General features: G+C 67.0%; 22 protein-coding genes. 15 read left to right on the top strand and 7 right to left on the bottom strand.

Annotation, left to right across the window (positions count from 1 at the left end; genetic code table 11):
• Window positions 1-228 precede the first annotated feature (228 nt).
• The 3 genes from ACQP1V_RS01035 to ACQP1V_RS01025 all read left to right on the top strand — a co-directional run bounded on the left by ACQP1V_RS01035 (window position 229) and on the right by ACQP1V_RS01025 (window position 2,501).
• Window positions 229-768, top strand: a complete 540-nt coding sequence (locus ACQP1V_RS01035) for a M15 family metallopeptidase (protein ID WP_387417739.1) — start codon at window positions 229-231, stop codon at window positions 766-768.
• 649 nt (window positions 769-1,417) lie between these two features.
• Complete coding sequence (locus tag ACQP1V_RS01030) at window positions 1,418-1,600, top strand: hypothetical protein (protein ID WP_067138404.1); 183 nt, start codon at window positions 1,418-1,420, stop codon at window positions 1,598-1,600.
• A 28-nt stretch (window positions 1,601-1,628) separates the two neighbouring features.
• Window positions 1,629-2,501 carry an NUDIX domain-containing protein gene (locus ACQP1V_RS01025; protein WP_433417867.1) on the top strand — a complete coding sequence of 291 codons (873 nt, stop codon included), beginning with the start codon at window positions 1,629-1,631 and terminating at the stop codon, window positions 2,499-2,501.
• A gap of 25 nt (window positions 2,502-2,526) precedes the next feature.
• On the opposite strand, the gene ACQP1V_RS01020 is transcribed toward ACQP1V_RS01025, so the two are convergent.
• Window positions 2,527-2,706, bottom strand: coding sequence for a hypothetical protein (locus tag ACQP1V_RS01020; protein WP_433417864.1), 180 nt, complete (start codon window positions 2,704-2,706; stop codon window positions 2,527-2,529).
• A gap of 156 nt (window positions 2,707-2,862) precedes the next feature.
• Between ACQP1V_RS01020 and ACQP1V_RS01015 the strand changes: the two genes are divergently transcribed.
• The 7 genes from ACQP1V_RS01015 (at window position 2,863) to ACQP1V_RS00985 (ending at window position 10,122) form a co-directional block, all read left to right on the top strand.
• Window positions 2,863-3,543, top strand: coding sequence for a PRC-barrel domain-containing protein (locus ACQP1V_RS01015; RefSeq protein ID WP_433417862.1), 681 nt, complete (start codon window positions 2,863-2,865; stop codon window positions 3,541-3,543).
• 291 nt (window positions 3,544-3,834) lie between these two features.
• Entirely contained in the window at window positions 3,835-3,960 is a 126-nt protein-coding gene (locus tag ACQP1V_RS01010; RefSeq protein WP_281196276.1) for a hypothetical protein, read from the top strand.
• A gap of 296 nt (window positions 3,961-4,256) precedes the next feature.
• Window positions 4,257-5,603 carry a PAS domain-containing protein gene (locus ACQP1V_RS01005; protein ID WP_433417859.1) on the top strand — a complete coding sequence of 449 codons (1,347 nt, stop codon included), beginning with the start codon at window positions 4,257-4,259 and terminating at the stop codon, window positions 5,601-5,603.
• A gap of 36 nt (window positions 5,604-5,639) precedes the next feature.
• The gene (locus ACQP1V_RS01000; RefSeq protein ID WP_433417856.1) at window positions 5,640-6,032 is read left to right on the top strand and encodes a VOC family protein; all 393 of its coding nucleotides are present in this window, start codon (window positions 5,640-5,642) and stop codon (window positions 6,030-6,032) included.
• Between the two features lie 40 nt (window positions 6,033-6,072).
• Window positions 6,073-7,308 (top strand): HEAT repeat domain-containing protein, encoded by a 1,236-nt coding sequence (locus ACQP1V_RS00995; RefSeq protein WP_433417853.1) that lies wholly within the window; start codon window positions 6,073-6,075, stop codon window positions 7,306-7,308.
• Between the two features lie 300 nt (window positions 7,309-7,608).
• Entirely contained in the window at window positions 7,609-8,832 is a 1,224-nt protein-coding gene (locus ACQP1V_RS00990) for an MFS transporter (protein WP_433417851.1), read from the top strand.
• Between the two features lie 177 nt (window positions 8,833-9,009).
• Window positions 9,010-10,122: a quinone oxidoreductase family protein gene (locus ACQP1V_RS00985; RefSeq protein WP_433417848.1), complete on the top strand. Its 1,113-nt coding sequence runs from the start codon at window positions 9,010-9,012 to the stop codon at window positions 10,120-10,122.
• A gap of 36 nt (window positions 10,123-10,158) precedes the next feature.
• On the opposite strand, the gene ACQP1V_RS00980 is transcribed toward ACQP1V_RS00985, so the two are convergent.
• On the bottom strand, window positions 10,159-10,848 hold the full coding sequence (locus ACQP1V_RS00980; protein ID WP_433417845.1) for an alpha/beta fold hydrolase: 690 nt from the start codon (window positions 10,846-10,848) through the stop codon (window positions 10,159-10,161).
• A gap of 668 nt (window positions 10,849-11,516) precedes the next feature.
• Between ACQP1V_RS00980 and ACQP1V_RS00975 the strand changes: the two genes are divergently transcribed.
• Window positions 11,517-12,173 (top strand): DsbA family oxidoreductase, encoded by a 657-nt coding sequence (locus ACQP1V_RS00975; RefSeq protein ID WP_433417843.1) that lies wholly within the window; start codon window positions 11,517-11,519, stop codon window positions 12,171-12,173.
• Between the two features lie 84 nt (window positions 12,174-12,257).
• On the opposite strand, the gene ACQP1V_RS00970 is transcribed toward ACQP1V_RS00975, so the two are convergent.
• Both ACQP1V_RS00970 and ACQP1V_RS00965 read right to left on the bottom strand, forming a co-directional pair.
• The gene (locus ACQP1V_RS00970; RefSeq protein ID WP_387417082.1) at window positions 12,258-12,863 is read right to left on the bottom strand and encodes a cadmium resistance transporter; all 606 of its coding nucleotides are present in this window, start codon (window positions 12,861-12,863) and stop codon (window positions 12,258-12,260) included.
• A 223-nt stretch (window positions 12,864-13,086) separates the two neighbouring features.
• Complete coding sequence (locus ACQP1V_RS00965) at window positions 13,087-13,668, bottom strand: TetR/AcrR family transcriptional regulator (RefSeq protein ID WP_433417839.1); 582 nt, start codon at window positions 13,666-13,668, stop codon at window positions 13,087-13,089.
• A gap of 118 nt (window positions 13,669-13,786) precedes the next feature.
• On the opposite strand from ACQP1V_RS00965, the gene ACQP1V_RS00960 reads away from it, so the two are divergent.
• Window positions 13,787-14,566 (top strand): alpha/beta fold hydrolase, encoded by a 780-nt coding sequence (locus ACQP1V_RS00960; protein WP_433417836.1) that lies wholly within the window; start codon window positions 13,787-13,789, stop codon window positions 14,564-14,566.
• 228 nt (window positions 14,567-14,794) lie between these two features.
• Complete coding sequence (locus ACQP1V_RS00955; protein ID WP_433417833.1) at window positions 14,795-15,949, top strand: epoxide hydrolase family protein; 1,155 nt, start codon at window positions 14,795-14,797, stop codon at window positions 15,947-15,949.
• A gap of 149 nt (window positions 15,950-16,098) precedes the next feature.
• Here the strand turns inward: ACQP1V_RS00955 and ACQP1V_RS00950 are convergent, their stop codons facing one another.
• A complete protein-coding gene (locus tag ACQP1V_RS00950) occupies window positions 16,099-16,692 on the bottom strand; it encodes a TetR/AcrR family transcriptional regulator (RefSeq protein ID WP_433417830.1) in 594 nt (197 codons plus the stop codon).
• Window positions 16,693-16,795: 103 nt separating this feature from the next.
• Between ACQP1V_RS00950 and ACQP1V_RS00945 the strand changes: the two genes are divergently transcribed.
• Window positions 16,796-17,173: a DUF4267 domain-containing protein gene (locus ACQP1V_RS00945; RefSeq protein ID WP_433417828.1), complete on the top strand. Its 378-nt coding sequence runs from the start codon at window positions 16,796-16,798 to the stop codon at window positions 17,171-17,173.
• A gap of 456 nt (window positions 17,174-17,629) precedes the next feature.
• On the opposite strand, the gene ACQP1V_RS00940 is transcribed toward ACQP1V_RS00945, so the two are convergent.
• Window positions 17,630-19,696 carry an NACHT domain-containing protein gene (locus ACQP1V_RS00940; protein WP_433417825.1) on the bottom strand — a complete coding sequence of 689 codons (2,067 nt, stop codon included), beginning with the start codon at window positions 19,694-19,696 and terminating at the stop codon, window positions 17,630-17,632.
• Window positions 19,697-19,700: 4 nt separating this feature from the next.
• The gene (locus tag ACQP1V_RS00935; RefSeq protein ID WP_433417822.1) at window positions 19,701-20,021 is read right to left on the bottom strand and encodes a hypothetical protein; all 321 of its coding nucleotides are present in this window, start codon (window positions 20,019-20,021) and stop codon (window positions 19,701-19,703) included.
• A gap of 17 nt (window positions 20,022-20,038) precedes the next feature.
• On the opposite strand from ACQP1V_RS00935, the gene ACQP1V_RS00930 reads away from it, so the two are divergent.
• Window positions 20,039-20,815 (top strand): SAM-dependent methyltransferase, encoded by a 777-nt coding sequence (locus tag ACQP1V_RS00930; RefSeq protein WP_433425730.1) that lies wholly within the window; start codon window positions 20,039-20,041, stop codon window positions 20,813-20,815.
• Window positions 20,816-21,236 lie beyond the last annotated feature (421 nt).

The raw sequence follows: 21,236 nt of genomic DNA, 5'->3' as shown, positions 1-21,236 counted from the left end.
GGGTTACGCTGACGTATGGCTACCACACGTTTCCGCAGATCAGCGACAGTGCTGTTGGCCATCGCTGGAGTGTCGGCGTGCGGCGCCGCGGGCAGAGCGGCGACGCCCCCTCCGGCCACGGTCAGCCCAGCGGAGTCACCCGGCGCGGTCTCGCCGGAAGCCACGCCGTCCCCGGCCCCGAGCCCGAGTGGGACGGAGAAGCCGCCCTTCTCGGCGAAGGTGACGGGGGTGACGCGGGACCAGGTGCGCTACTCCTGGCGGCCGGGCTGCCCGGTCCAGGTGAGCGACCTGCGCATGATCACCATGACGCACTGGGGATTCGACGACAAGGTCCACACGGGCCGACTCGTCGTCAACAAGGATGTCGCCGACGACCTCGTGTCGGTCTTCAAGCGGCTGTACGGCTACCGCTTCCCGATCAGGAAGATGGAGCCGATAGACGCGTACAAGGGCAGCGACTTCGACTCGATCGAAGCGAACAACACCTCGGCGTTCAACTGCAGGGCCGCCACGGGATCGACCAGCTGGTCCGAACACGCGTACGGCCGGGCCATCGACATCAACCCTCGCGAGAACCCGTACGTATACGCGGACGGGTCGAACGCGCACCGCAACGCGGACGCGTACGTCAAGCGCCCGCTGGACAAGCCGGGCGTGATCAACCCGGGCGACCGGGTCGTCCGCGCGTTCGAGTCGATCGGCTGGGGCTGGGGCGGTTACTGGTCGGGGGCGAAGGACCTCCAGCACTTCTCGAAGAGCGGCCGTTAGCCGGCCCGCGACGGCTCCGACGACTGTGGCAGAAGGGCGATCACGGGCGTCGAACCGCGCCGTCAGGGGTACGGATCGGACGCGCCGGATTCGGCGTTTCCCGTCGGGGCCGGGCAGGTAGGCGGCCCGGCCCCGGCGGGAAGGCGGCCGGCTCCAAGCAGGTGGGCGGCCCGCGCGGTAACCCGCGCTGCGGCCCGCACCGTGAATCGCACTGGTGCGAGCAGGACCAGGCGTGTCAGGCTGACATCTGGCCCGGCCGCCGCCGGAGTCCGGCCGGATGCGGAGGGGACTGACACTGCGATGGCGTCGAGCGGAGCACCCTCGGGTGAGACACGCGTACGCCCGCTCCTCCGGCCGAAAGGGGCGAGCTCCTGTCTCGTGCTATGAGAACTCGCGACCCCGGAACCACCGGGAATCGCGAGCGAGGGCTCAAACGCTAACGGATCTGGCGGGGGAATCGGGAAGGATCGCTTACCACTTCATAACGATCGGCAATCGGGCCAGTCACGTTCCAACGGGCCGGCCCTGTACGGGGATCACGACAGGTCGTCTCACGACGGCGCGACAGGAGAAGCACCAGATGTCTGGCTGGAACAATTCAGGCCCCATTTTCCGCTTGTGGCCAGCGGACCGCTTCGAAGTCCGCTGCGTGCGGGCGAGTCCGGAGTTCTCCTCGGCGGACCGCTACCACTACGCGAAGAACGCGCACGAAGCCGTGCTCCGGCTCAGGGACGTCGGGCTTGTGACGCAGATGCAGGCGATCCGCATCGAGGACGGGGCGGTCCTCTTCGACCTCGCCTCCGGCGCGGGCCTTCCCGCCGACCAGTGGTGAGCCGCCAAGCCGACGAGAAAGACGGGTGATGGCGGCCAACGACGGGGACGGCTGGGCGCAGTGCGACCGTGGACACCGGCACTGGGGCGTCCACGGCGCCGCCGGCCTGCTCGCCGTCCACCACACCCAGGACGGCATGCCGTACGTCCTGATGCAGAAACGCTCCTGGTGGAGCCATCACGGGGGCACGTGGGGGCTGCCCGGCGGCGCCCGCGACAGCCACGAGGACGCGATCAGCGGGGCGCTGCGCGAAGCCCACGAGGAGGCGGCGCTGACCGGTGACCAGCTCCGGATCCAGGGCGTCTACCTCGACGATCACGGCGGCTGGTCGTTCCAGACCGTCATCGCCCAGGCCGCGGGGCTGCTCGACGCCTCCCCGGCGAACGGCGAGAGCACGGACATGCGCTGGATCGCGGCCGACGAGGTCGGCGCCAGGAAGCTGCATCCCGGGTTCGCCGAGACCTGGCCGCGGATACGACCCGCCTTGGCCCCCTTCGTCGTCATCCTGGACGCGGCCAACATCGTCGGCGCGCGGGCCGAGCACGGCTGGTGGCGGGACCGGGCCGGGGCCGCCGCCCGGCTGATCGGGGAGCTGCGCGGTCTCGCGGCGCGCGGCCTGCGCCGTCCCCCGGAGGGCCAGGACGACCTGGCCCAGTGGTTTCCCCGGATGACCGTCGTGGTCGAGGGCGCGGCCCGCGGCGGCATCCCTGACCATGTCACGGGCGGCGTCTCGATCGTCGAGGCGTCCGGCAGCGGGGACGATGCGATCGTGGCGCTCGTACGCGACGCGAAACGCTGGGAGAAGGTGCTCGTCGTGACGGCGGACCGCGAGCTGCGCCGCCGGGTCGAGGCCCTCGGCGCCTCCTTCACCGGGCCGCGCTGGCTGCTGAACCAGCTCTGAACGAAGGGTCAGCCGACCGCGAGCATCACCGGGCTGAACAGGCGGCGGCGAACCCGGCGAGGCCGCCGTCCGGCCCGTCCACCACTCGGAATCGCGCGGACACCGTCTGCAGCCGGGTCAGCAAGGTGCCGCGTGGCGCGCCGAAGACCTCGGCGTCCAAGGCGAGGATCGCGGGCAGGTCCGTCGGCTCAGCCGGCCGTGACACGTCCTGTGAGAGGCCGGTCGGCTCGCCCGCGTATGCCGCGCACGGCGGCGCTCATGAGCAGCCGACGGAAGTTTTAGGTGGTTCGTCCGGTATATCGGGTTTCCCGTCAACAGCCAGCGGTAGGGCCGATGGGGACAGCGAAGGACGGAGGAGAAGATGATCACCCAGGAGCAGATCCCACGGGTGCTGGACATCCCGGTCCAGGGCACCGGCGGGCAGCGGCTCGGCGAGGTCAAACACGTCTTCCTCGATGACGACACCGGGCAGCCGGAATGGCTCTGTGTGAAGACTGGGCTGTTCGGCAGCCATGAGACGTTCGTCCCGATCCGTGACGCCGACCTGGTCGAAGACCATGTGGAGGTCCCGTACGACAAGGAGCGCGTCAAGGGCGCGCCCCACGTCGACGTGGACGCCGGCGGCCACCTGTCCGTGGAGCAGGAGCGCGAGCTCTACCGCTACTACGACATGAGCTGGGAGCAGGCCAACGAGCCCGGCACCGGCTGGGCCCACACCGCGGGCCAGCAGGAGCGGGAACGCATGGCCGGTGGCTTCAGAGACGAAACGACCACCCGTCCCGAAGGGACCATACGCCCCGAAGGGACCATACGACCCGGAGAGACGACGGGCGGGCCGGTGACGGGTCCCCAGGAGACCCGACGGCCGGGAGAGTCGTTCCAGCCCGGAGAGAGGGCGTCGATCCAGCCCGAGCAGAGGACGCGGGAACCGTTCCGCGTACGCCTGCGCCGGTACCTGAGGCCCGGGGAGTCACGCGGGGAGCGTCCCGACGCCAAGCGGGACGACTTCGGCGACAAGGGACAGTCCGGACGCCCCTTCTGATGGGCGGCGGGCCGATCAGGACCGCGAAATCGCCCGGCACTGGCCCGGAGGTCACCCCTCCGGGCCTGTGTCGTACCACCTCGGCCCGGCCGGAACAGGCGTCATCCCTCTATCGCATTCGCCGCGGCCGGAATCCCCGCACCCCGCGCTCTCACGCGAATTCGCCGGCCGACGGCGATGCGGCGTCATAGGTCGCCGTTTCCGCGGAATTCCACTCCTGATTCACATGGAACGTGCCATCATCGCGAGCGGATCGGGGAGGCCCCACAGTGACGCGAGGAGAGTCCACCCGTGAGCGATCTCGACCCCGTGGAATTCACCCTCATCGGGACGATCCTGCTGGTCATCGTCACTTTGACGGTCGCCCTGGTCGTTCTCACCGTCAGGGTCGCGATTTGGGGCAGACGGGAAAGGTGACCCCCACCGCTGAAGTCACAGAACGACCACGCGAGAGGCGGTCAACAGAAACGAGTGTCCCAGCGGAAGTCAGGCCGGAAGAATAGCCGACGCCCTTCGACGCTCCCGCGAATAGACCTTCGACGCTCCCGCGAATAGCGGCCGCGTCCCCGCCGGTCCCGCCGCGTACGGACGGTCGCACGACCCGGATCGACCGGCGGACGTCGGCCGCGTGGCCGGATTCGGGACCCCGATCACCTGCGGATAGTCTCTCCGCCGGAGATCGGGGAGGCATCATGAGTCTTGGCGAGTTTCGCATGCCCACAGGGGCAGAGCAGTTCATCGGTTCGGAGGAGCTCTTCTTCTCCACCACGGACCGGCGCGGGCTGATCCGCAGCGGCAACTCTGTCTTTGTGCGGACCTCCCGGTTCTCCCTCGACGAGCTGACCGGCGCCCCGCACAACATCGTGCGCCACCCCGACATGCCGGCCGGGGTCTTCCGGCTGATGTGGGACCGCCTGCTCTCCGGCCGTCCGGCCGGCGCGTACGTGCAGAACCTGGCCAAGGACGGCAGCAACTACTGGGTCTTCGCCACGATGACGCCCTCGGCGGAGGGCTTCCTCTCGGTCCGGATGGCCCCCAGGTCCGAGCTGTTCGACGAGGTCAAGCGGATCTACAAGTACGTCGCCGACGCCGAGGTCGAAGCGGCCGAACGCCACGGGATGAACCGGCGCGAGGTCGCACAGGTCGGCATCAGGCAGCTCGAGCAGCAGCTGGGCGAGCTCGGGTTCCGTTCGCACGACGACTTCCTCACCGAGGCGCTGACCGGTGAGATCGCGACGCGCGGGCGGCTCGCCTCGTCGACGTACGCCCGTCCCGAGGCGCGCGGGCCGATAGGAGAGGTGCTCGCCGGGACCGGCGCGCTTGAAGCGATGCTCACCGACCTGGTGGAGCGACTGGAGAGCTACCGCGTGCTCAGCGACCGCCTCCTGCGGTCGTCCACCCAGGTGCTCGACATCTCCCGCAGGCTCGACCACACCGTCGCCGCCGCCCAGGCCGCGTCCGAGCGGGTCGCCGACACCGCCCCCGTGTTGTACAACGTCGCCCGGGTGATGGCCACGCCGACCCACACCGCCGTGGACACGCTGGAGCGGCTGGTGCCCCGGCTCACCGCGCTGCGCTCGTACGTCACGGACCTGCGGTTCCGGATCGCGCTGGCCAACGTGCACAACGACATGGTCGCCGCGTTCGCGGCCGAGGTCGTGGACGGCCTCGCGCCGTCGACCTCGCTCAACGAGGTGCCCCTGCTCTGCGACGCCGTACACGAGAGCGTCCTGGAGATGTCGGCACGGGCGCAGCAGGTGAACCAGGAACTGCACGAGATCGTCTCCGAGATCGCCGTCGCCGGCCAGCGGCTGGTGGAGTTCCGCCGCTTCGTCGGGCAGTGGCGGATCCTCGTGATGCGCAACCGCGCCGAGAGCGCGCTCGGCGACCTGATGCAGCCGATCGACGAGGAGTTCGCCGCGAGCTGGGACGGCATGGACATGCTGCACGCGCTGGGCCGGGCGTTCGAGTCGGCGGCCATGCCGTTCGACGTGGACGCCCTCGCGACGCAGGTGGCGCGTGTGCGCGCCGGAGCCATCGGCTCCCGCGAGGCGGCCTGACCTTCCGTTCCGGACGCGTGCCCGTACGATCAGCTCATGAAGATCGACTTGTTCGCGATCGTCGTGGACGACTACGACGAAGCCATTGAGTTCTTCGTCGGCGTCCTCGGCTTCGACCTGGTGGAGGACTCGCCCTCCTTGACGAACGACGGCCGCCCGAAGCGGTGGGTCGTCGTCCGCCCGCCGGGCGCGGAAACCGGCATCCTGCTCGCCCGCGCCGACGGAGAACGGCAGGCCATGGCCGTCGGGAACCAGGTGGCCGGCAGGGTGGGGTTCTTCCTCCGGGTGGACGACTTCGACGCCGCCTACCAGCGGATGGTCGCCGCGGACGTCGAGTTCGTGACCTCGCCGCGCAGCGAGCCGTACGGACAGGTCGCCGTGTTCGTCGACATCGCCGGAAACCGCTGGGACCTGCTCGGCCCCGCCTGATTCCCGCGGGATGTCGGTGGCGGCCGGCACACTGCACGCCATGGATGATCGCGATGTCCTGGCGGGGCTGGACGAGCTCGACTGGGCGGCGCTGAGTCACGCCTACGGTCCCGCGGACGACGTTCCGGGACTGCTGAAGGCGCTGCGCTCCGAGTCTCACGACGAGCGCAAACGCGCCGTGCACGAGCTGTACGGCAACATCTTCCACCAGGGCAGCCGATACCAGGCAACCGCGTATGCGGTGCCGTTCCTGACTCGGCTCGCCGTCGATCCGGCGACAGACGATCGGCAGGAGATCGTGCACCTGCTCGCCTCGGTGGCGATCGGATACGACGAGGCGCACCTGCCGCGCGGCGTCGACATCGCGGGCTGGCGGGCCGAGGTCAGGCGGATGCGCGCCGCCGACCCGGCGGAGGAGCTGCGCAAGATCGACGAGTGGGTCGAGGCGGCCCAGGACGAGGGCGAGCGGCGGGTCCGGAGCTGGCGGCGGGACATGTTCGACCACGCCGAATCGCTCCGATACGCGCAAGACGAGCTGGGCGTCTACGACGCGGTCCGGGCCGAGATACCCGGGCTTCGCCGGCTGCTGGGCGACGACGATGCGGAGACCCGGTCCGCCACGGCGTACCTGCTGGGCTGGTTCCCGGAGGAAGCGGCCGATTCCGTCCTGGCGCTCCGGACTCTGCTGGCATCCGAGATCGTCACCGGCGTCACGGCCAACGCGATCATCTCCGCGGGACTGCTGTCGGACGCGGAGCTGATTCCGCGGCTGCGCGAGCACCTCAGCGGTCCCGAGCCGCTGCTGCGCTGGGCCGCCGCCGTGGCCCTCGCCCGACTCGACGTCCTCGACCCCGAGATCATCGGCGCACTGGCGTCGGCCAGCGTCGACCCGCCGGAAGCAGACGTGGCGCCCGGAGTGCATTTCCTGGAGGGCGATCCGCGCGCCTACGCGTCGCAGACGCTGGCCGCGCTGGACGCCAAGTTGCCGGCGGAGTCCGTCGACGCCGTCCTGGAGGGCCTGTCGCGCAGCGCGGAGGTCGCGACCTTTTCGATGGCCACGGCGGCGCTGCGGTTGACGTTCGGGGAAGGCGCGCCTCGTCCGCTGCCGCCGTTCAAGGAGCTGACCGAGCCGCAGCAGCGGGTCGTACGCGTCCTGGCCGAGCTGGGGCCGGAGACCTGGCGCTGGGGCAATTTCGTCGAGATCGTGCGGGCCTGGAATCTGCCGAGCACGCACGCGGAGTGCCGGGCCTACGCGGGCGTCGACGCGCTGACATGATGCGGCGAACGCGACTTGAGTCAGCATGCCGACGCCCATGGGCGGGCGTCATTGCGTCACCAGCAATACTTGACGCGGAATTGAGGGTCCATTTCGCCCAAAACGGTCAGTCGCGTTGTTCTTTAACAACGCGACGCGAGATTTGTTGTCCCGGCAGGAGAGCGAACGCCGCGCCTGGAAGGACTCCCTGTCCCGCTCGTTCGGCCTGGCCTGATCTGCGGCAAGGAGCGGGAGGTCAGACAACGCGACAGGCGACCACGGCGCCTTGACATCCTCTGTCACCACTTGTGATCATCGCGAGTGGCCTCCCCCGCCCTCCTCCAGAACCGGAACTTCCGGCGGCTGCTCTCCGCAGACGCGATCAGTCATGCGGGCACCCAGATCACGCTGGTGGCACTGCCGCTGACCGCTGTCGTCGCACTCCGGGCCGGTGCCCTGGACACCGGCCTGCTCAACGCCGCGCAGCAGGCCGCTTTCCTGCTGATCGGCCTGCCCGCAGGGGTATGGGTGGACCGGCTGCGCCGCCGTCCCATCCTGGTCGCCGCCGATCTTGCCAGGGCGGCGCTCCTGCTGACGCTCCCCGTCGCCTGGTGGCTGGGCGTGCTCACGCTGCCGCACCTGTACGTGGTGGCGTTCGGGCTGAGCGCGGCCACGGTGTTCTTCGACGTGGCCTACCGCAGTTTCCTGCCGACCCTGCTCGACAAGGACCAGCTCATAGGAGGTAACGGCGCGATCGAGTCGGTAGCGGGGCTGTCGCGGGTTGCGGGACCCGGCGTCGGCGGCTGGACCGTCCAACTGGTGGGCGGGCCCGTCGCGCTGCTGGCCGACGTGTTCAGCTATCTCGCCTCCGCGCTCTGTCTGCGCAAGATCGACGCGCGCGAGGCGCTGGAAGCTCGTACGGCCGAACGCCGAGGGCTCTGGAGTGAGATCCGGGAGGGCCTGGCCTTCGTGCTGCGAGATCCCGCCCTGCGGGCCACCGCCACCAGCGCGGCCATCTCCAACTTCTGTACCTCGGCGATTGCCGTGCTGCAGGTGCTGTTCCTGATCCGCACGGTCGGCGCCAGCCCTGGCCTGTACGGCATGCTGCTCATGGCGGGTGCCGTGGGCGGTCTGCTGGGGGCTGTGACCTCGGGCCGTCTGGCCGGACGGATCGGTCAGGCCAGACTTGTCTGGCTGGCCCCGGCCGTCTGCACCCCCTTCGCGCTGCTGATCCCGCTCACCAGCGCGGGCTGGGGGCTGTCCTGGTTCGTCGTCGCCACCCTGATGACGGCGACGGGCGGGGTGCTCTACAACGTGGCCCAGGCGAGCTATCGGCAGGCGATCACCCCAGACCATCTGCTCGGCAGGGTGACGGCCTCGACCAGGTTCATCGCCTGGGGCGTGATGCCCTTCGGCGCCACCGCGGGCGGCCTGCTCGGCGAGCTGTACGGCACCCGCGGCGGCCTCTGGGGGCTGGTGCTGGCGCAGCTACTCAGCCTGGCGCCCCTGCTGCTCTCGCCGCTGCGCCGGATGCGGAACTTCTAAGGCTGCCAAATCTGTGTCTCACCAGCGAGGCTGCCCAGCTGAGTCCATGCGCCAGGTGGCCCCCGAACTTTTGCCTTCGGCATCCGGCACCGCAGGCGACGAGGGGGTATGAAGCGGAATCGCACCCGTCCTGCCGGCCGTCGCGGGCCGGCGTGTCATCAGGTGGGGGAGCGAAACATGAAGCAGAGTCAGACGATCCCGGAGACGTTCCTCGGCGTCGGGTACACAAGAGACCGAGCTGGGCTGCCACTTGAGGCGGTGCGTGTTCCGGTGCCGCAGCCGGCGGCCGACCAGGTTCTGATCCGCGTCGCCGCCTCGTCGCTCAACCCGCTGGAGTACAAGCTGGCCGACCTCAATTTCATGGGACGGACGCCCCCCGTCGTTCTCGGTCTTGACATGGCCGGCGTCGTGGTCGCGGTGGGCAATGGTGTGAGAGGCGTAGCCGTCGGCGACGCGGTGGCGGCCATGGCCGATTTGAACAGTGATGGCGGCTGGGTCGCAACAGGTGGCAGCGGAGGGGAAGGCGGCTATGCCGTCGCACGCCACTTCCTCACCGTCCCCAAGCCGCCCTCCCTGAGCTTCCGCGACGCGGCGGCGCTTCCGATGTGCTTCCTGTCCGCTTTCATGGGCCTTTACCGGGCCGTCCAGGCCGGCGACACGGTCTACATCCCGGGCGGTGGGGGCGGCGTCGGGCATCTCGCCGTACAGATGGCGGCGCGTGCCCTGGGGGCCGGACCAGTCATCAGCAGCGGCAGCACGCCCCAATCGATGGCGCTGTCCCGGCAGTCCGGCGCCCAACACGTTTTCAATTACAAGCGCGACGACATCGCCACCGAAATCGCGAACCTGACCAGCGGACGGGGCGTTGACCTCGTCTTTGACGCCACCTACAGCGAGCAGAGCTTCGTCGAGACCGCGAAGACCGTCCGGCGGGGCGGCAGCTGGATCGTGCTGGGCGTCGGCCCCGGCAAGACGACACGCTTGGTCGAAACGCACAGCCCGGTGGATGCCATCCTGGCCGAGCGGGGTGCCAAGCAGGTCAACGTCAACCTGCTGCGCTACTTCTCCGAGCCCGCCACGCTCGACAGCGAGGCGCATGCCTTTCTCCACCGAGGGATGGCTCTGGCGATGGAGTGGGCGACGCAGGGACTTGTGGTCCCACACGTCAGCCAGACCATCGACAGCACCGTCGATGCGATCAACGCGGGACTGCAGTCGCTGAAGGCGGGCCATGGCGTACCGGGCAAGGTGGCGGTGATCGTGGATCGCGACCTGGCCGCGCGGACGTGACGGGCGGTCGCGAACACCTACGGGAGAGCGGGCTGGTCAGAGCTCGGTGCGGTACGCCTCAAGGCGGTCGGCCAGTTCCTTCGGGTGGCCGAGCATCGGGCAGTGATCACCAGGCATTTCGTCCGGTTCGAAAGCGAGACGCTCGGCGACGACCCCGCGCATGAACTCGGCTGGGAAGAAGCGGTCGTCGGCGGCCAGCAGGAACCTGGTCGGCACGTCCGGCCAGGAGGCCAGCGGCCACGGCTTGCCGAATGGGGTGGGCGCCTGGCGCCGCTGGTGCCCGGCTACGAACTCGGCGGCCAGGTCAGTCGGGGTGTCGTGCAGCACGAGGGACAATGCGTCCTCCTCCGTGCCACCCGCGACGCCTCGGCGCCGATCGGCTTCCTCCCGTGCCGCCCCGTAGCCGGTGTTGCCCCACCATTCGCCCGGCGATTCGCCGGGGGCCGGGATCTGAGCCTGGAGCATCACGAGCAGGTCGACCGGCACCCGGTCACACACCAGCGAGCCGGTGAACCCACCGAACGAGTGGGCGACGACGACCAGACCGGTGCGCCCGCCGATCGCCTCGACCACCGTGTCCGCGTACTCCGCGAGCCCGGCCGACTCGTCATCACACGGCAGGTCCGGTGCCACCACGTCGTGGCCCCTGTCTCGCAGTTCGGCGGAGAGCGGTCCCCAGTACCAGGAATCGACTGCCGCAGCGTGGACCAATACGTAGGTCGCCATCGGACAGGATCCTCCCGTGTTGTCGATCTATTCGTCCAGCGGGGCAGGGAGCCGGGCTGCCGGACAACGGCTACGGCCACCGCCGATCATCGGGTGTGTGACGACAGGAGATCATGCGGTGATCACAGGCCACAGCCTAAACCTTGCCGCCCGCCGCACCTGGCTGGAAACGATCAACGGCGCTTGCCTCGGCTGGGGATATCCATGGGGAGGGCCCGGGGTCGTAGGCGATCAGTGATCGGGTGATGGGCCGGCAGGCCTAGGGAGCGTCTGACAAATGCTGCCCGTAGCGAGCGCGGATCCAGATGGATGCATCGCAAGGCGGAGGAGGAGGCCGTAGCGGAGCCTACGCCGACGACGACAACGCAGCGAGGCGCCGTCTGGGCCGCGCGCAGCAGGGCTTGATTTGTCAGACACGACCTAGGTCCAAGGACGGATGAACGCTCGATCCGTGGGGCGAGGCGTGGGGTGATGTCCCGGATCTAGCGTGTGTCCATAACGTTCCTGGCGACTGGAGCGACCGGCCGTCGTCGGCGTACACCTGGTCACGGTGGGCGACGACTACGCGGCACTACGGACCGGTCCCCCAGCGCCTGGACGCCTGATCGCCCGAACCCCGGTGGTCGCCGGCACCAAGGCGAACTTGCTCCATCACTGTAAGGACGCTCATGAAGCTCGAAATATACGCCGATGTGCTGTGCCCCTGGTGCTACATCGGCAAAAGACGCCTGACGGCCGCACTGGCCGAGCACACCGGCCGTGACCGCGTCGAGGTCGTCTGGCGCGGCTACGAACTCGCGCCGGAGGAAGGCCGGATCCCCGGCCCGACCGCCGCAGAGGCCATGGCCGGCTGGTGGGGCGAGCAGGCGCCCGCCCGAATCGCCCGGATCCGGTCGCTGGGCGCGGCGGAAGGCCTGGAGCTGAACCTGCATCTGGCGCGCCCGGTGAACACCTTCGACGCGCACCGGCTGGTCAAGCTGGCCGCCGACCGCGGCCGAGCCGACCAGATGATGGAGTTGCTGTTGTACGGCTACCACACCGAGGGGCTCAATGTCGCCGATGCGCAGGTCCTGCGGCGCCTGGGCGGCGAGGCCGGGCTGGACGGTGATGAGGTACGCGCCGTCCTGGCCGGTGACGACTACGCCGGACAGGTACGCGCCGACCGGCGCCGCGCGGCCGAGCACGGCGTCACCGGCGTACCCAGCCTGGTGATCGACGGCCGCCCGCCGGTCTCCGGTGTCCAGCCCGTCGCCGACCTGCAAGAACTGCTGAGGCACGGTCCGACCGGCTCACACAGCGACTTGACCACGGGATCCCACCCGTAATTCCAGGTGTGAGCGTCCCAGTGAGCTCGGGCATCGCATGGCATGGGAGCGCGCCCACCGACGGTCAAGCCCGTATCGTACGGGTCAGAAGATCTTGCCGATGACTCCGGACCTTCTGAGGACGAGCGTTCCGATCACCACATATACGACTGGAACGATCCAGTGCCCGTAGCGTTCGATGACCTCGACGACCTTCTTGTGGGAGCTGAGCCAGGACCCGGCCAGGCACCACACGGCCAGCGCGACGAAGAACGCGATGATCGTCACCACGCTGGCGCCCGTACCGATGGTGTGGAACACCGGCGTGTAGACGGAGATGTTGTCGCCGCCGTTGGCGATCGTCACGCTCGCCACCGAGAGCGCGCCGCCCGAAACGGCCATCGATGCGTGCTCACCGCTGTTGCGGGCGCGGATCGTCGCGATGAGGCCGCGGAGTCCCAGGGCGAAGGGGACCAGGCCGAGCAGACCGACCCAGCCGTCAGCGATGACCGCCAGGCCGAGCGCCGCGATCATAGACAGGGCCACCAGTGTCGCGATCCCGCAGTATTGCCCGACCCAGATCTGCCACGCCTTGGGGGCGCCGGCGGCTCGAAGGGACAGGAACAGCACCGTGAGGACGATGAGATCGTCCACGTTGGTGCCGGCCCACATCCCGGCCGCCGTCGCGAGGGTGCCTACGATTCCGCCCATGCTCGGCATATCTATCCGTCCGGGCCGCGACCGGGTTCAATCTGGATCTAAGGGTGGTTACATATTCCGGCAAGTTCGGCCCAAACCGGGAGGAAGACGCCGTTTTCGGAGGTGATCACGGGCACGGTGTTGTCGTGGTAACCGGCGCGGAAGGTGAGGCGGGTGTCCGTGCGCCGTGCCCCACCAGGTAGCCACCGCCGAGAATGGTGAGCGCGGATCGGTGTCAATGCTTGTCGGCGATAGTTGCGATGGCCCGTAGCCCCGCCACCACCTCGGACGCGGAGGGAGCCTGCTCGGGGTCGGTGAGCCACTGCACCATCACTCCCGAGAACAGAGCCATCTGCACCGCTCCCAGCGATCGTACGGAACCCTCCGCCAGAGCGCTCTCCTCGACTCCCAGCAGGATTGCCGCCAGCCCGCGACGACCTTCGACCTGGGCCCCGGCCAGATATCGACGCAGCTCGGGCGAGTGCTCAGACTGCAGTAGCGCCTCAATTGTGGCGACCCACAGATTCCGGTGGGTGCTGAACGACTCGGTGATCCCCGCCCACATGGCCTCGTACTGTTCCCCGGAGCTGTCCCCGGCGTAGTTGGCCAGCGTGCGCCCCATCTCCGAGCCCCATTCGTCGATCGCCTCGATGAGCGCCGTGTTCAGCAGCGCCTCCCGCGATCCGAAGTGGTAGCCGATGGCCGCCATGCTGACCCCGCCGGAGGCCGCGGCGATGTCGCGGACCGTGGTCCGTGCCCACCCCTTCTCCTCCAGACAACGACGGGCACCGGCGATGAGATCCTCGCGATTTCCCATGCCACGGATGGTAGTGGACGCATCAGGCAAAAGCCTTAGACGGGCGCCTTAGGCATATGCATTGCGCAAATGCCCAAATTCCGAATATGGTCATCCCACCCCAAGAACGGAGAAGAACATGACCGCCACCCGGGCCGAACTCGTCATCGACGGCCGCCGGCTTTCCTACCTCGACTTCGGCGGCACCGGCCGCCCCCTGCTGGCCCTCCACGGCCACATGTCGGAGGCGGCGAGCTTCGCCGACCTGGCCGCCGAACTGCCCCCCGAGTGGCGTCTCATCGCCCTCGACCAGCGAGGACACGGCCACTCCGACCGCGCCGCCGACTACTCCCGGGCCGGGTACATCACCGACGCCGTAGCCCTCCTGGACCACCTGGGCCTCGACCAGGTCGTCGTTCTCGGCCATTCGCTCGGCGCCATCAACGCCTACCAGCTCGCCGCCCACCACCCCGAGCGGGTCAGCGCATTCATCAACGCCGACGGCGCAGCCTCCCTGGGCCTCGACGGCCACAACCCGCTGGCCTTCGTCCTGGGCCTGCCCTACGAGGCCCCCAGCCGCCAGGCGCTGATCGACGGCATGGGCCCGATGGCCTCCTTCTTCGACAAGCTCCCTCGCGAACGCCCCGACGGCACCTGGAGCCTGCCCTTCCACCCGCAAGACATCGTCGACTCGGAGGACCTCGTCCACGGCGACCACTGGGCCGACTGGCTGGCCAGCACCTGCCCCGCCCTCCTGATCCACCCCACCCAGGGCGTCATCCCCGCCGACCAGGCCCAGGCCATGGTCGACCGCCGCCCCAACACCCGCAAAGTCGAACTGAACACCGACCACTTCGTATACGCCAACGACCCCAACGGCTTCGCCAAGGCCGTCAACGAGTTCCTCGCCGAGCTCTAGGCCGACTTTTTGGCCCAGGTGATGAGCTTGCCCGCGTAGGCGCTGTCGGCCCAGACCAGCGAGATCTTCTCGTACCAGTCGATAGGGATATAGTCTTCCAAGTCACGTAACGCGAGGAGGTGAGCCCGATGACCACGAACCACCCTGTCCGGGCACTCCTGGCCGCTGCGTCTGTCTGACCGGCACTCAGGAGCGCCCGCCCGTCGAGCACTCCTGAACGAAGGAACAATGACAGCAAAGCCCTTTCAGATCTCCGTATCCGATGATGTTCTGAACGACCTGCGTGCGCGCCTCGCCCGCACCCTCTTCACGGCGGCGTCAGACACCACCTACTGGGCCGCCGGGACCGATCCCGGCTACCTGCGCGAGCTCGTCACCTACTGGGCAGACGGATTCGACTGGCGCGCGGCCGAGACGGCGCTCAACGCCTACCCGCATCACATCGCCGAGATCGCCGGACAGCAGGTGCACTTCGTGCACCTGCGCGGCAGAGGCGCCGAAGGCGCGCCCGCGCCGTTGCCGCTGATCCTGACCCACGGCTGGCCAAGCAGCTTCGTGGAGATGCTGCGAGTCGCCGAGCTGCTGGCCGACCCGGCCGGCCACGGCGGTGATCCCGCTGACGCATTCGACGTGGTCATTCCCTCGCTGCCCGGTTTCCTGTACTCCGAGCTGCCGCAGGGGCCGTTCACCCGCAGGGGTGTCGCCGAGACCTGGCACACGCTCATGACCGAGACTCTCGGCTACCCGCGCTTCGGGGCCTTCGGCGGTGACATCGGGGGCGGGGTGACGCAGTGGCTCGGCGCCCTCTACCCGGGCGAGGTCGCCGGCGTCCACATCACCTCCGCAGTGATCACGACCGACTTCCGGGAGCAGCCGCCGACCGCCGAGGAGGAGGCATACCTCGAAGCCCTCAGCGCGTACGACGCCACGGACCAGGGCTACAGCGAGATCATGTGCACCCGGCCGGACACGATCGCCGCCGCCCTGGCGGACTCCCCGGCGGGACTCGTCGCATGGATCATCGACAAGTACCGCGACTGGAGCGACTGCAGCGGCGACCTGGAGACCCGCTGGGACAAGGACACCCTGCTGACGGTCGCGACCCTCTACTGGGCCACCGGCACCATCGGCTCATCCTTCCGGCAGTACTACGACTACCCCCAGAACAGGCCGGTCCCAACCATCACGGTGCCCAGCGCGGTGACGCTGAGCAACGAACCGGCCTACGCGAACATCCCCCGGAGCCTCACCGAACGTCTCTGCACCGACCTGCGCCACTGGAGTACCCCGGAACGGGGAGGACACTTCATGGCTCATGAGGAACCCGAACAGGTCGCCAACGAGCTGCGCGCCTTCTTCCGGCCCCTCAGGTCCGGAAGCTGACGTCCGTCCCCCCGCGGCCACCGGCCGCGGGGGGACTCGCGGGACGTGGCCGGCGTGACGGGGGTCACCGGAAGCGCTCTTCTCTGAGCCGGATGTCCGCCTTGACCGATGCTCTCGCCACCGTGCCACCTTGGCCTTTCAATTGCCCCTCACAGCGGGGCCGGTCCACTTGGTGTGCCGGCCATCTGGGTGACGAGGAAGTCGAGCCGCTCCGCTTGGCCGTCCGGGGGGATGCGGCCGCTGTCCGACAGGGCGGCTATGCCGTGCAACGCGCTCCAGGTGACTTCGGCGAACAGTTCGCGTCGCAGGTTGTCCGAGCGGAAGCAGCTCACGAACTCGTCGAAAGCGGCGCGCAGTGGGGGCGGCGTCTCAGCGTGCGCGAACTTCACCTCGGTCGGCAGGACGAACATCGCCTGGTAGAGGGCGGGCTGTTCGGCCGCGAACTCCAGGTAGGCGCGGCAGACGGCGTGCAGTGCCTCAGGCGGCTCGGGGGTGGACAGCCGGGCACGGCGCAGGCGGGCCGCGAGTTCACCGAAGCCTTCGGTGGCAACGGCGCGCAGGATGGCGGCCTTCCCGTTGAAGTGGCTGTAGAGCACGGGCTGGCTGTACTCGACCCGCTCAGCCAGCCTTCGCGTGGCCACTGCCTCCCACCCTTCGGCCTCGGCCAGTTCGCGGGCGGCCGTGATGATCAGCTGATGGCGTCGAGCGCGTTCACGTTCACGGCGTTTGGCGATGGCGGACATGGCATCACCCTAGCAACGCTAGACATTATGCCTGCGATAGGAATATCGTCGCTCCCATAACTAGCGCCGCTAGAGATGGGCGCTGCTATCGAGGGGACAACTCATGCTCAGCAACATCGCCACTGTGCTCGCCGGACTGATCGGCGCGGGCAGCATCTTCATGGGCGCCAGCGCCTTCTGGGCACCGCAGAACGCGGTCGGCTTCGGCATCCCCGACACTCCGACCGAGGACCGGAGCTTCCACGCCTGGCTGTCCGTCAAGGGCGTGCGCGACATCGCCTCAGGGCTCTTCATCTTCATCGTGCTGATCGGCGGGACAACCCACCTGCTGGGCTGGTTCTTGCTGGCCGCCGGCCTCATACCCGTCTGCGACGCGGTGGTCGTGCTGCGCAGCAACGGGCCCAAGGCGGCCGCCTACGGCATCCACGGCGCTACTGCGGTGGTGATGCTGGTGATCGGCGCGCTCCTGCTCATCGCGTAACCACTCGTCAGGCCGCCCTGGCCGGGTATTCAGTCCGGTCCGCTGACGGATCGGTGAGTCCGGGGCGAAGTTGGTCTTCGGCTCGGCGCGGGCGTTGCGCCAGCGGACGTAGGCGCGGATGGCGGCGTTCTACTCGCCGTGGCTGCGGTGGTCGGTGCCGTTGAACTCGCAGAGCCGCGAACTCCGATTCCTAGCCGACCTGCGGAACCGCGCCATAATCCATCCCGGATATATCCCGGAAACAGCGGCCGTGGGCTGCTCAGGGTGGCGTAGGGCTGCACATGGGCAGAAACGATCAACGGCGCCCGACCGTAGCGAAACCGCTGGTCAGACGCCGTTTTCGGAGGTGAGAGCGGAGAGCGTGGGATTCGAACCCACGAGGAGCGTCAAGCCCCTAGCGGTTTCAAGAGCACTACGGTTTCGGCTGCAGTACCCCCTCTGACCCGCACGTGAGCGTCAAGCGCGAGACCTCGCCTCGGCGCGCGCAATCAAACGTTCTCTAACAAGTGAGTGAATAACGACATACCCGCCCCCGGATGGCGTAAGCAGAGATGAATTACGAAGCGCAAAGATACTATGCCAATACGGGCTGGGGAGTATGTTATGTTGGGCTGTCACCCTTTGCGAAGCAATCCTAATTAGCCATTCTGCGCCGCCGTGCCGGAAAGCCGCAATGAGCGAGAATGGCAGAGCAAAATAGGGAAGCATTACAGGGAATGCGGCCGGAAATAGGTCAACTCCGGCTGCCAGCATAGGGCCCATTGCCAACGATAGTGACGCGAACAGAGTTGTAGTTGTAATGCCCGCACACATAAGACTGGTAATCAAGAGCATACGAGTCTCTTGGCCGGGCTGGCGGGGAATCTCATCAAAGTCCCCTTGGTCGGATATATTGAATAGCGCGAAAGCCGGATACACCGCCAATACACCGACAATCACGACATACATAATCTGGATAATGATATTTTTGCGAAATCCTACGCTAGAGATAGAAACGACTGATGTACCGAGCATGGCATACATCACTGTCCAGCGAATGGCCACTCTCTTTAGATGGCGGCCTATTGCTGGACGGCGCCCTGAAGGTGCGTGATCTAGCGTAGCAACAGTGAGGCCACGCATATGGTATGCAGTAGCCGCCCCCAAGATAAGTGACGTCAGCAAATAGGGATAACCGCCACTTGCACTGCCTTCCACAAATACAAACAAGGGAAGTCGTATGACCGAAAAGGCGACTAGCACAATTACAACAGCCCGCCAGCCCGCCAGCCGCTTTGCGGCTGCTGTCATATCTTCATCAAGAAGACTCTGTGGGATTCGATCGGGGAGAAAGACTACATTATGCTTCTTATCAACTCTAAGGAGGAGCCGGGGCAGCCAAGTATCGATTCCGGGATCCGCCCGGGGAAAGCGTGCGACCGCCTTCTCTTGAGCGCCATCAATATACGCATCAATGATTGCATTCTTCCATGCGCTTGTACTGCGCCTTGCAGGGGTATTAGATGTGGCCGTTTGATAGAACACGCTGATCGCTAGCGACATGAAGAGCGGGATTCCAAGGAGATCCACGAGCGCCTTATCTCTGCGAACCGCAGACTTCAATTCCTTGTAGTCATTACCGAGATCTTCCACTAATGCGCGTACAGCCTTGGTATCCATCGAGTCTAACCTGATAGCTCCTTTCAATTGGAGCTCCTTGGGTTCACTACTGTATTCCTCGGTTCGACATGCGACCACGATAGGAAGTAGTCCATGCGTTCCTCGAAACACATTTATTGCCGAGATGCAGCTTTGTCTAAGCTTTCTCGGCATCTCGTCCAGTCCATCAAGAATCAATACTATATCTTCGCCGTCAACCCATTCCGCAACGAAATCGCGACGGACTCCGAACTGAGCGTGGACAGCCTCAATACACCAGTCGCGAAGCCCCTTACCCTCGCGCCAATCTGACAGATCCAAATAAAATGGGATCGACTCACTCGCATTGGAAGAACAGCGACTAACCAACTCTTCAAACAGGATCAGCAACGTGTGGGTTTTTCCGGAACCAGCACCGCCAAGAACGATTAGCTGTCCATCCGACTTATCGAACCCACTAAGGATATCGTCTCCCACCTTTCCATGCTTTGCCAGGTTGGCTACAGTTCTCAAGCCCGACCTAACGTCGACATAGCGCATATTCGCGCTCCATTTAACGACATCCTGAACCGAAATTCTTGATGACCAAAGCCTCCTGACATGGTTAGGCAGAATCTTCGAACAGAGCTTTGATCTGGCTTTTTTTATCCTCCTAGCACGAAATTCAGGAAACTCATTCGGCAACTGTCCCGATATGCCAATGTACCCCGCAATCAAAAAGCAAATTGCCGCAGCCACAAAGAAGACTGATTGCGTCCACCAAGCTCCTTCAACTCTGTTGACCAACACACCGCCAGCGGCGGAGAGTAGCGCTGCAAAGACGGGGAAAAGCAGCTTGCGGACTCGGCGCCCTTGTTGGTGAGACAAGTTCGACGAAGGGGGCATGTATCTAATCATGCACAGCTTTCGAGCCGTTCCAATAGCGCGTCGGGTGACTTCGCGAGGACAGTTCTATCGAACCGGTTTCGGGCTGTTTATTACGGCGGTTGGCGCGTGGGCGGTGCTGGTCGCGACCGGCCGGAGAGCCGCAGCGCGGCCAGCGACCGCCCGACGCGCGGCAGGCCGCCGCAGGCGGGCTGCCCTTGAAGGCGTAGACAAAGTTCTCATCCGCCACTCCTGAACCGCCGACCGCGGGCGCCGTCGGCCTGGCCATCTGGATGATCTCGAAAACCTGCCTCCATCTGGGCTGATTCGGCTTGAGTTCGACCATGCCGCTGAACGTAGGAGATCATCACATGCCATGGCGATGGAGGCACGCTCCTCGGCGGCAAGGAGAACTTCGCCGCGGACCGCGCTATAGCGGAGAAGATCGTGCGGCTCGTCCCGCAGGCGCGGACCTATGCGCGACTGAACCGCGAGTTCCTCGTGCGGGCGGTGCGGTTCCTCGCCGGTGAGGCCGGGATCACTCAGTTCGTCGACATCGGTTCCGGCCTGCCGACCCAACGGAACGTGCATGAGGTCACCCAACAGATCGACCCGGACGCTCGGATCGTCTACGTCGACAACGACCCGATGGTGCTCGTGCACGCGCGGGCGCTGCTGGCGACCGACGCCAACACGAGGGTGGCGAACGCTGATCTACGTAAGTCGTCCAGCGTCGTCGGGCATCGCGACGTGCTCAACCTGATCGACTGGTCCAAGCCCGTCGCGGTCCTGCTGGTGGCCGTCCTGCACTTCATCACCGACACTGACGACCCGCGCCGGACCATCAGCGAACTACGCGCGGCGATGGCACCTGGCTCCTACCTGGTGATCTCCCACGTTGAGCGGCGTGCCGACGTGGTCGAGGCGGCCGCGGTCTATCAGGATGCCAACGCACCGGTCGTGCCGATTACGGCCAAGGAGATCGCCGCGTTGCTCAGTGGCTTGGACCTGATGGAGCCGGGCTTGGTCCGGCTGCCGCTGTGGCGCCCCCAAGAGCTTGAGATGTGGCCCGAGGAGCTGGACGCTCCGCTGCTCGGGGCCGTTGGACAGGTGGCCTCCACGCGCACTGGGGGTGGGTGAGAAGGCCACCGCTCAACCGCGCCCGCCGACGCCGGCCTTCCCCCGACCCGTCGGCGGGCGCCGCCCCGCAGAGCCACACGCCCCGAGTGCCCCTCTGCGGGGGCCACCACCCTTCAGACGCCCCCATGAGGAGGTGACCAGCGGCATGGCATCAGGCGACCCGATCGTCGAGTACCACGGCATCCACCCGGCACCACCGAAAGCCGGATGGCAGAAGCTCCCATGGCAGGAATGCCGCCCCCGGGCGCGCTGGATCCGGGTGCTTGAGCACACCTGCGACTGCCAGGACATCGTCTATGAGCTGTGCCAGGCCGGGGGCCTCCTCTTCACCCGCCGTACTGCTCGGCGTTGCCGCGGCTCTCGCCGTGCCCGGGTCGCCGAACCCCGCGATAAGCAACTCGCGTTGACTAATCGAGAATTA

Origin of the sequence: Microtetraspora malaysiensis (assembly GCF_050947145.1) — a bacterium.
Taxonomy (GTDB): Bacteria; Actinomycetota; Actinomycetes; order Streptosporangiales; family Streptosporangiaceae; genus Microtetraspora_A; species Microtetraspora_A malaysiensis.
Note: the sequence above shows the minus strand (reverse complement) of the source record. Positions and strands in the feature narration are given on the sequence as shown.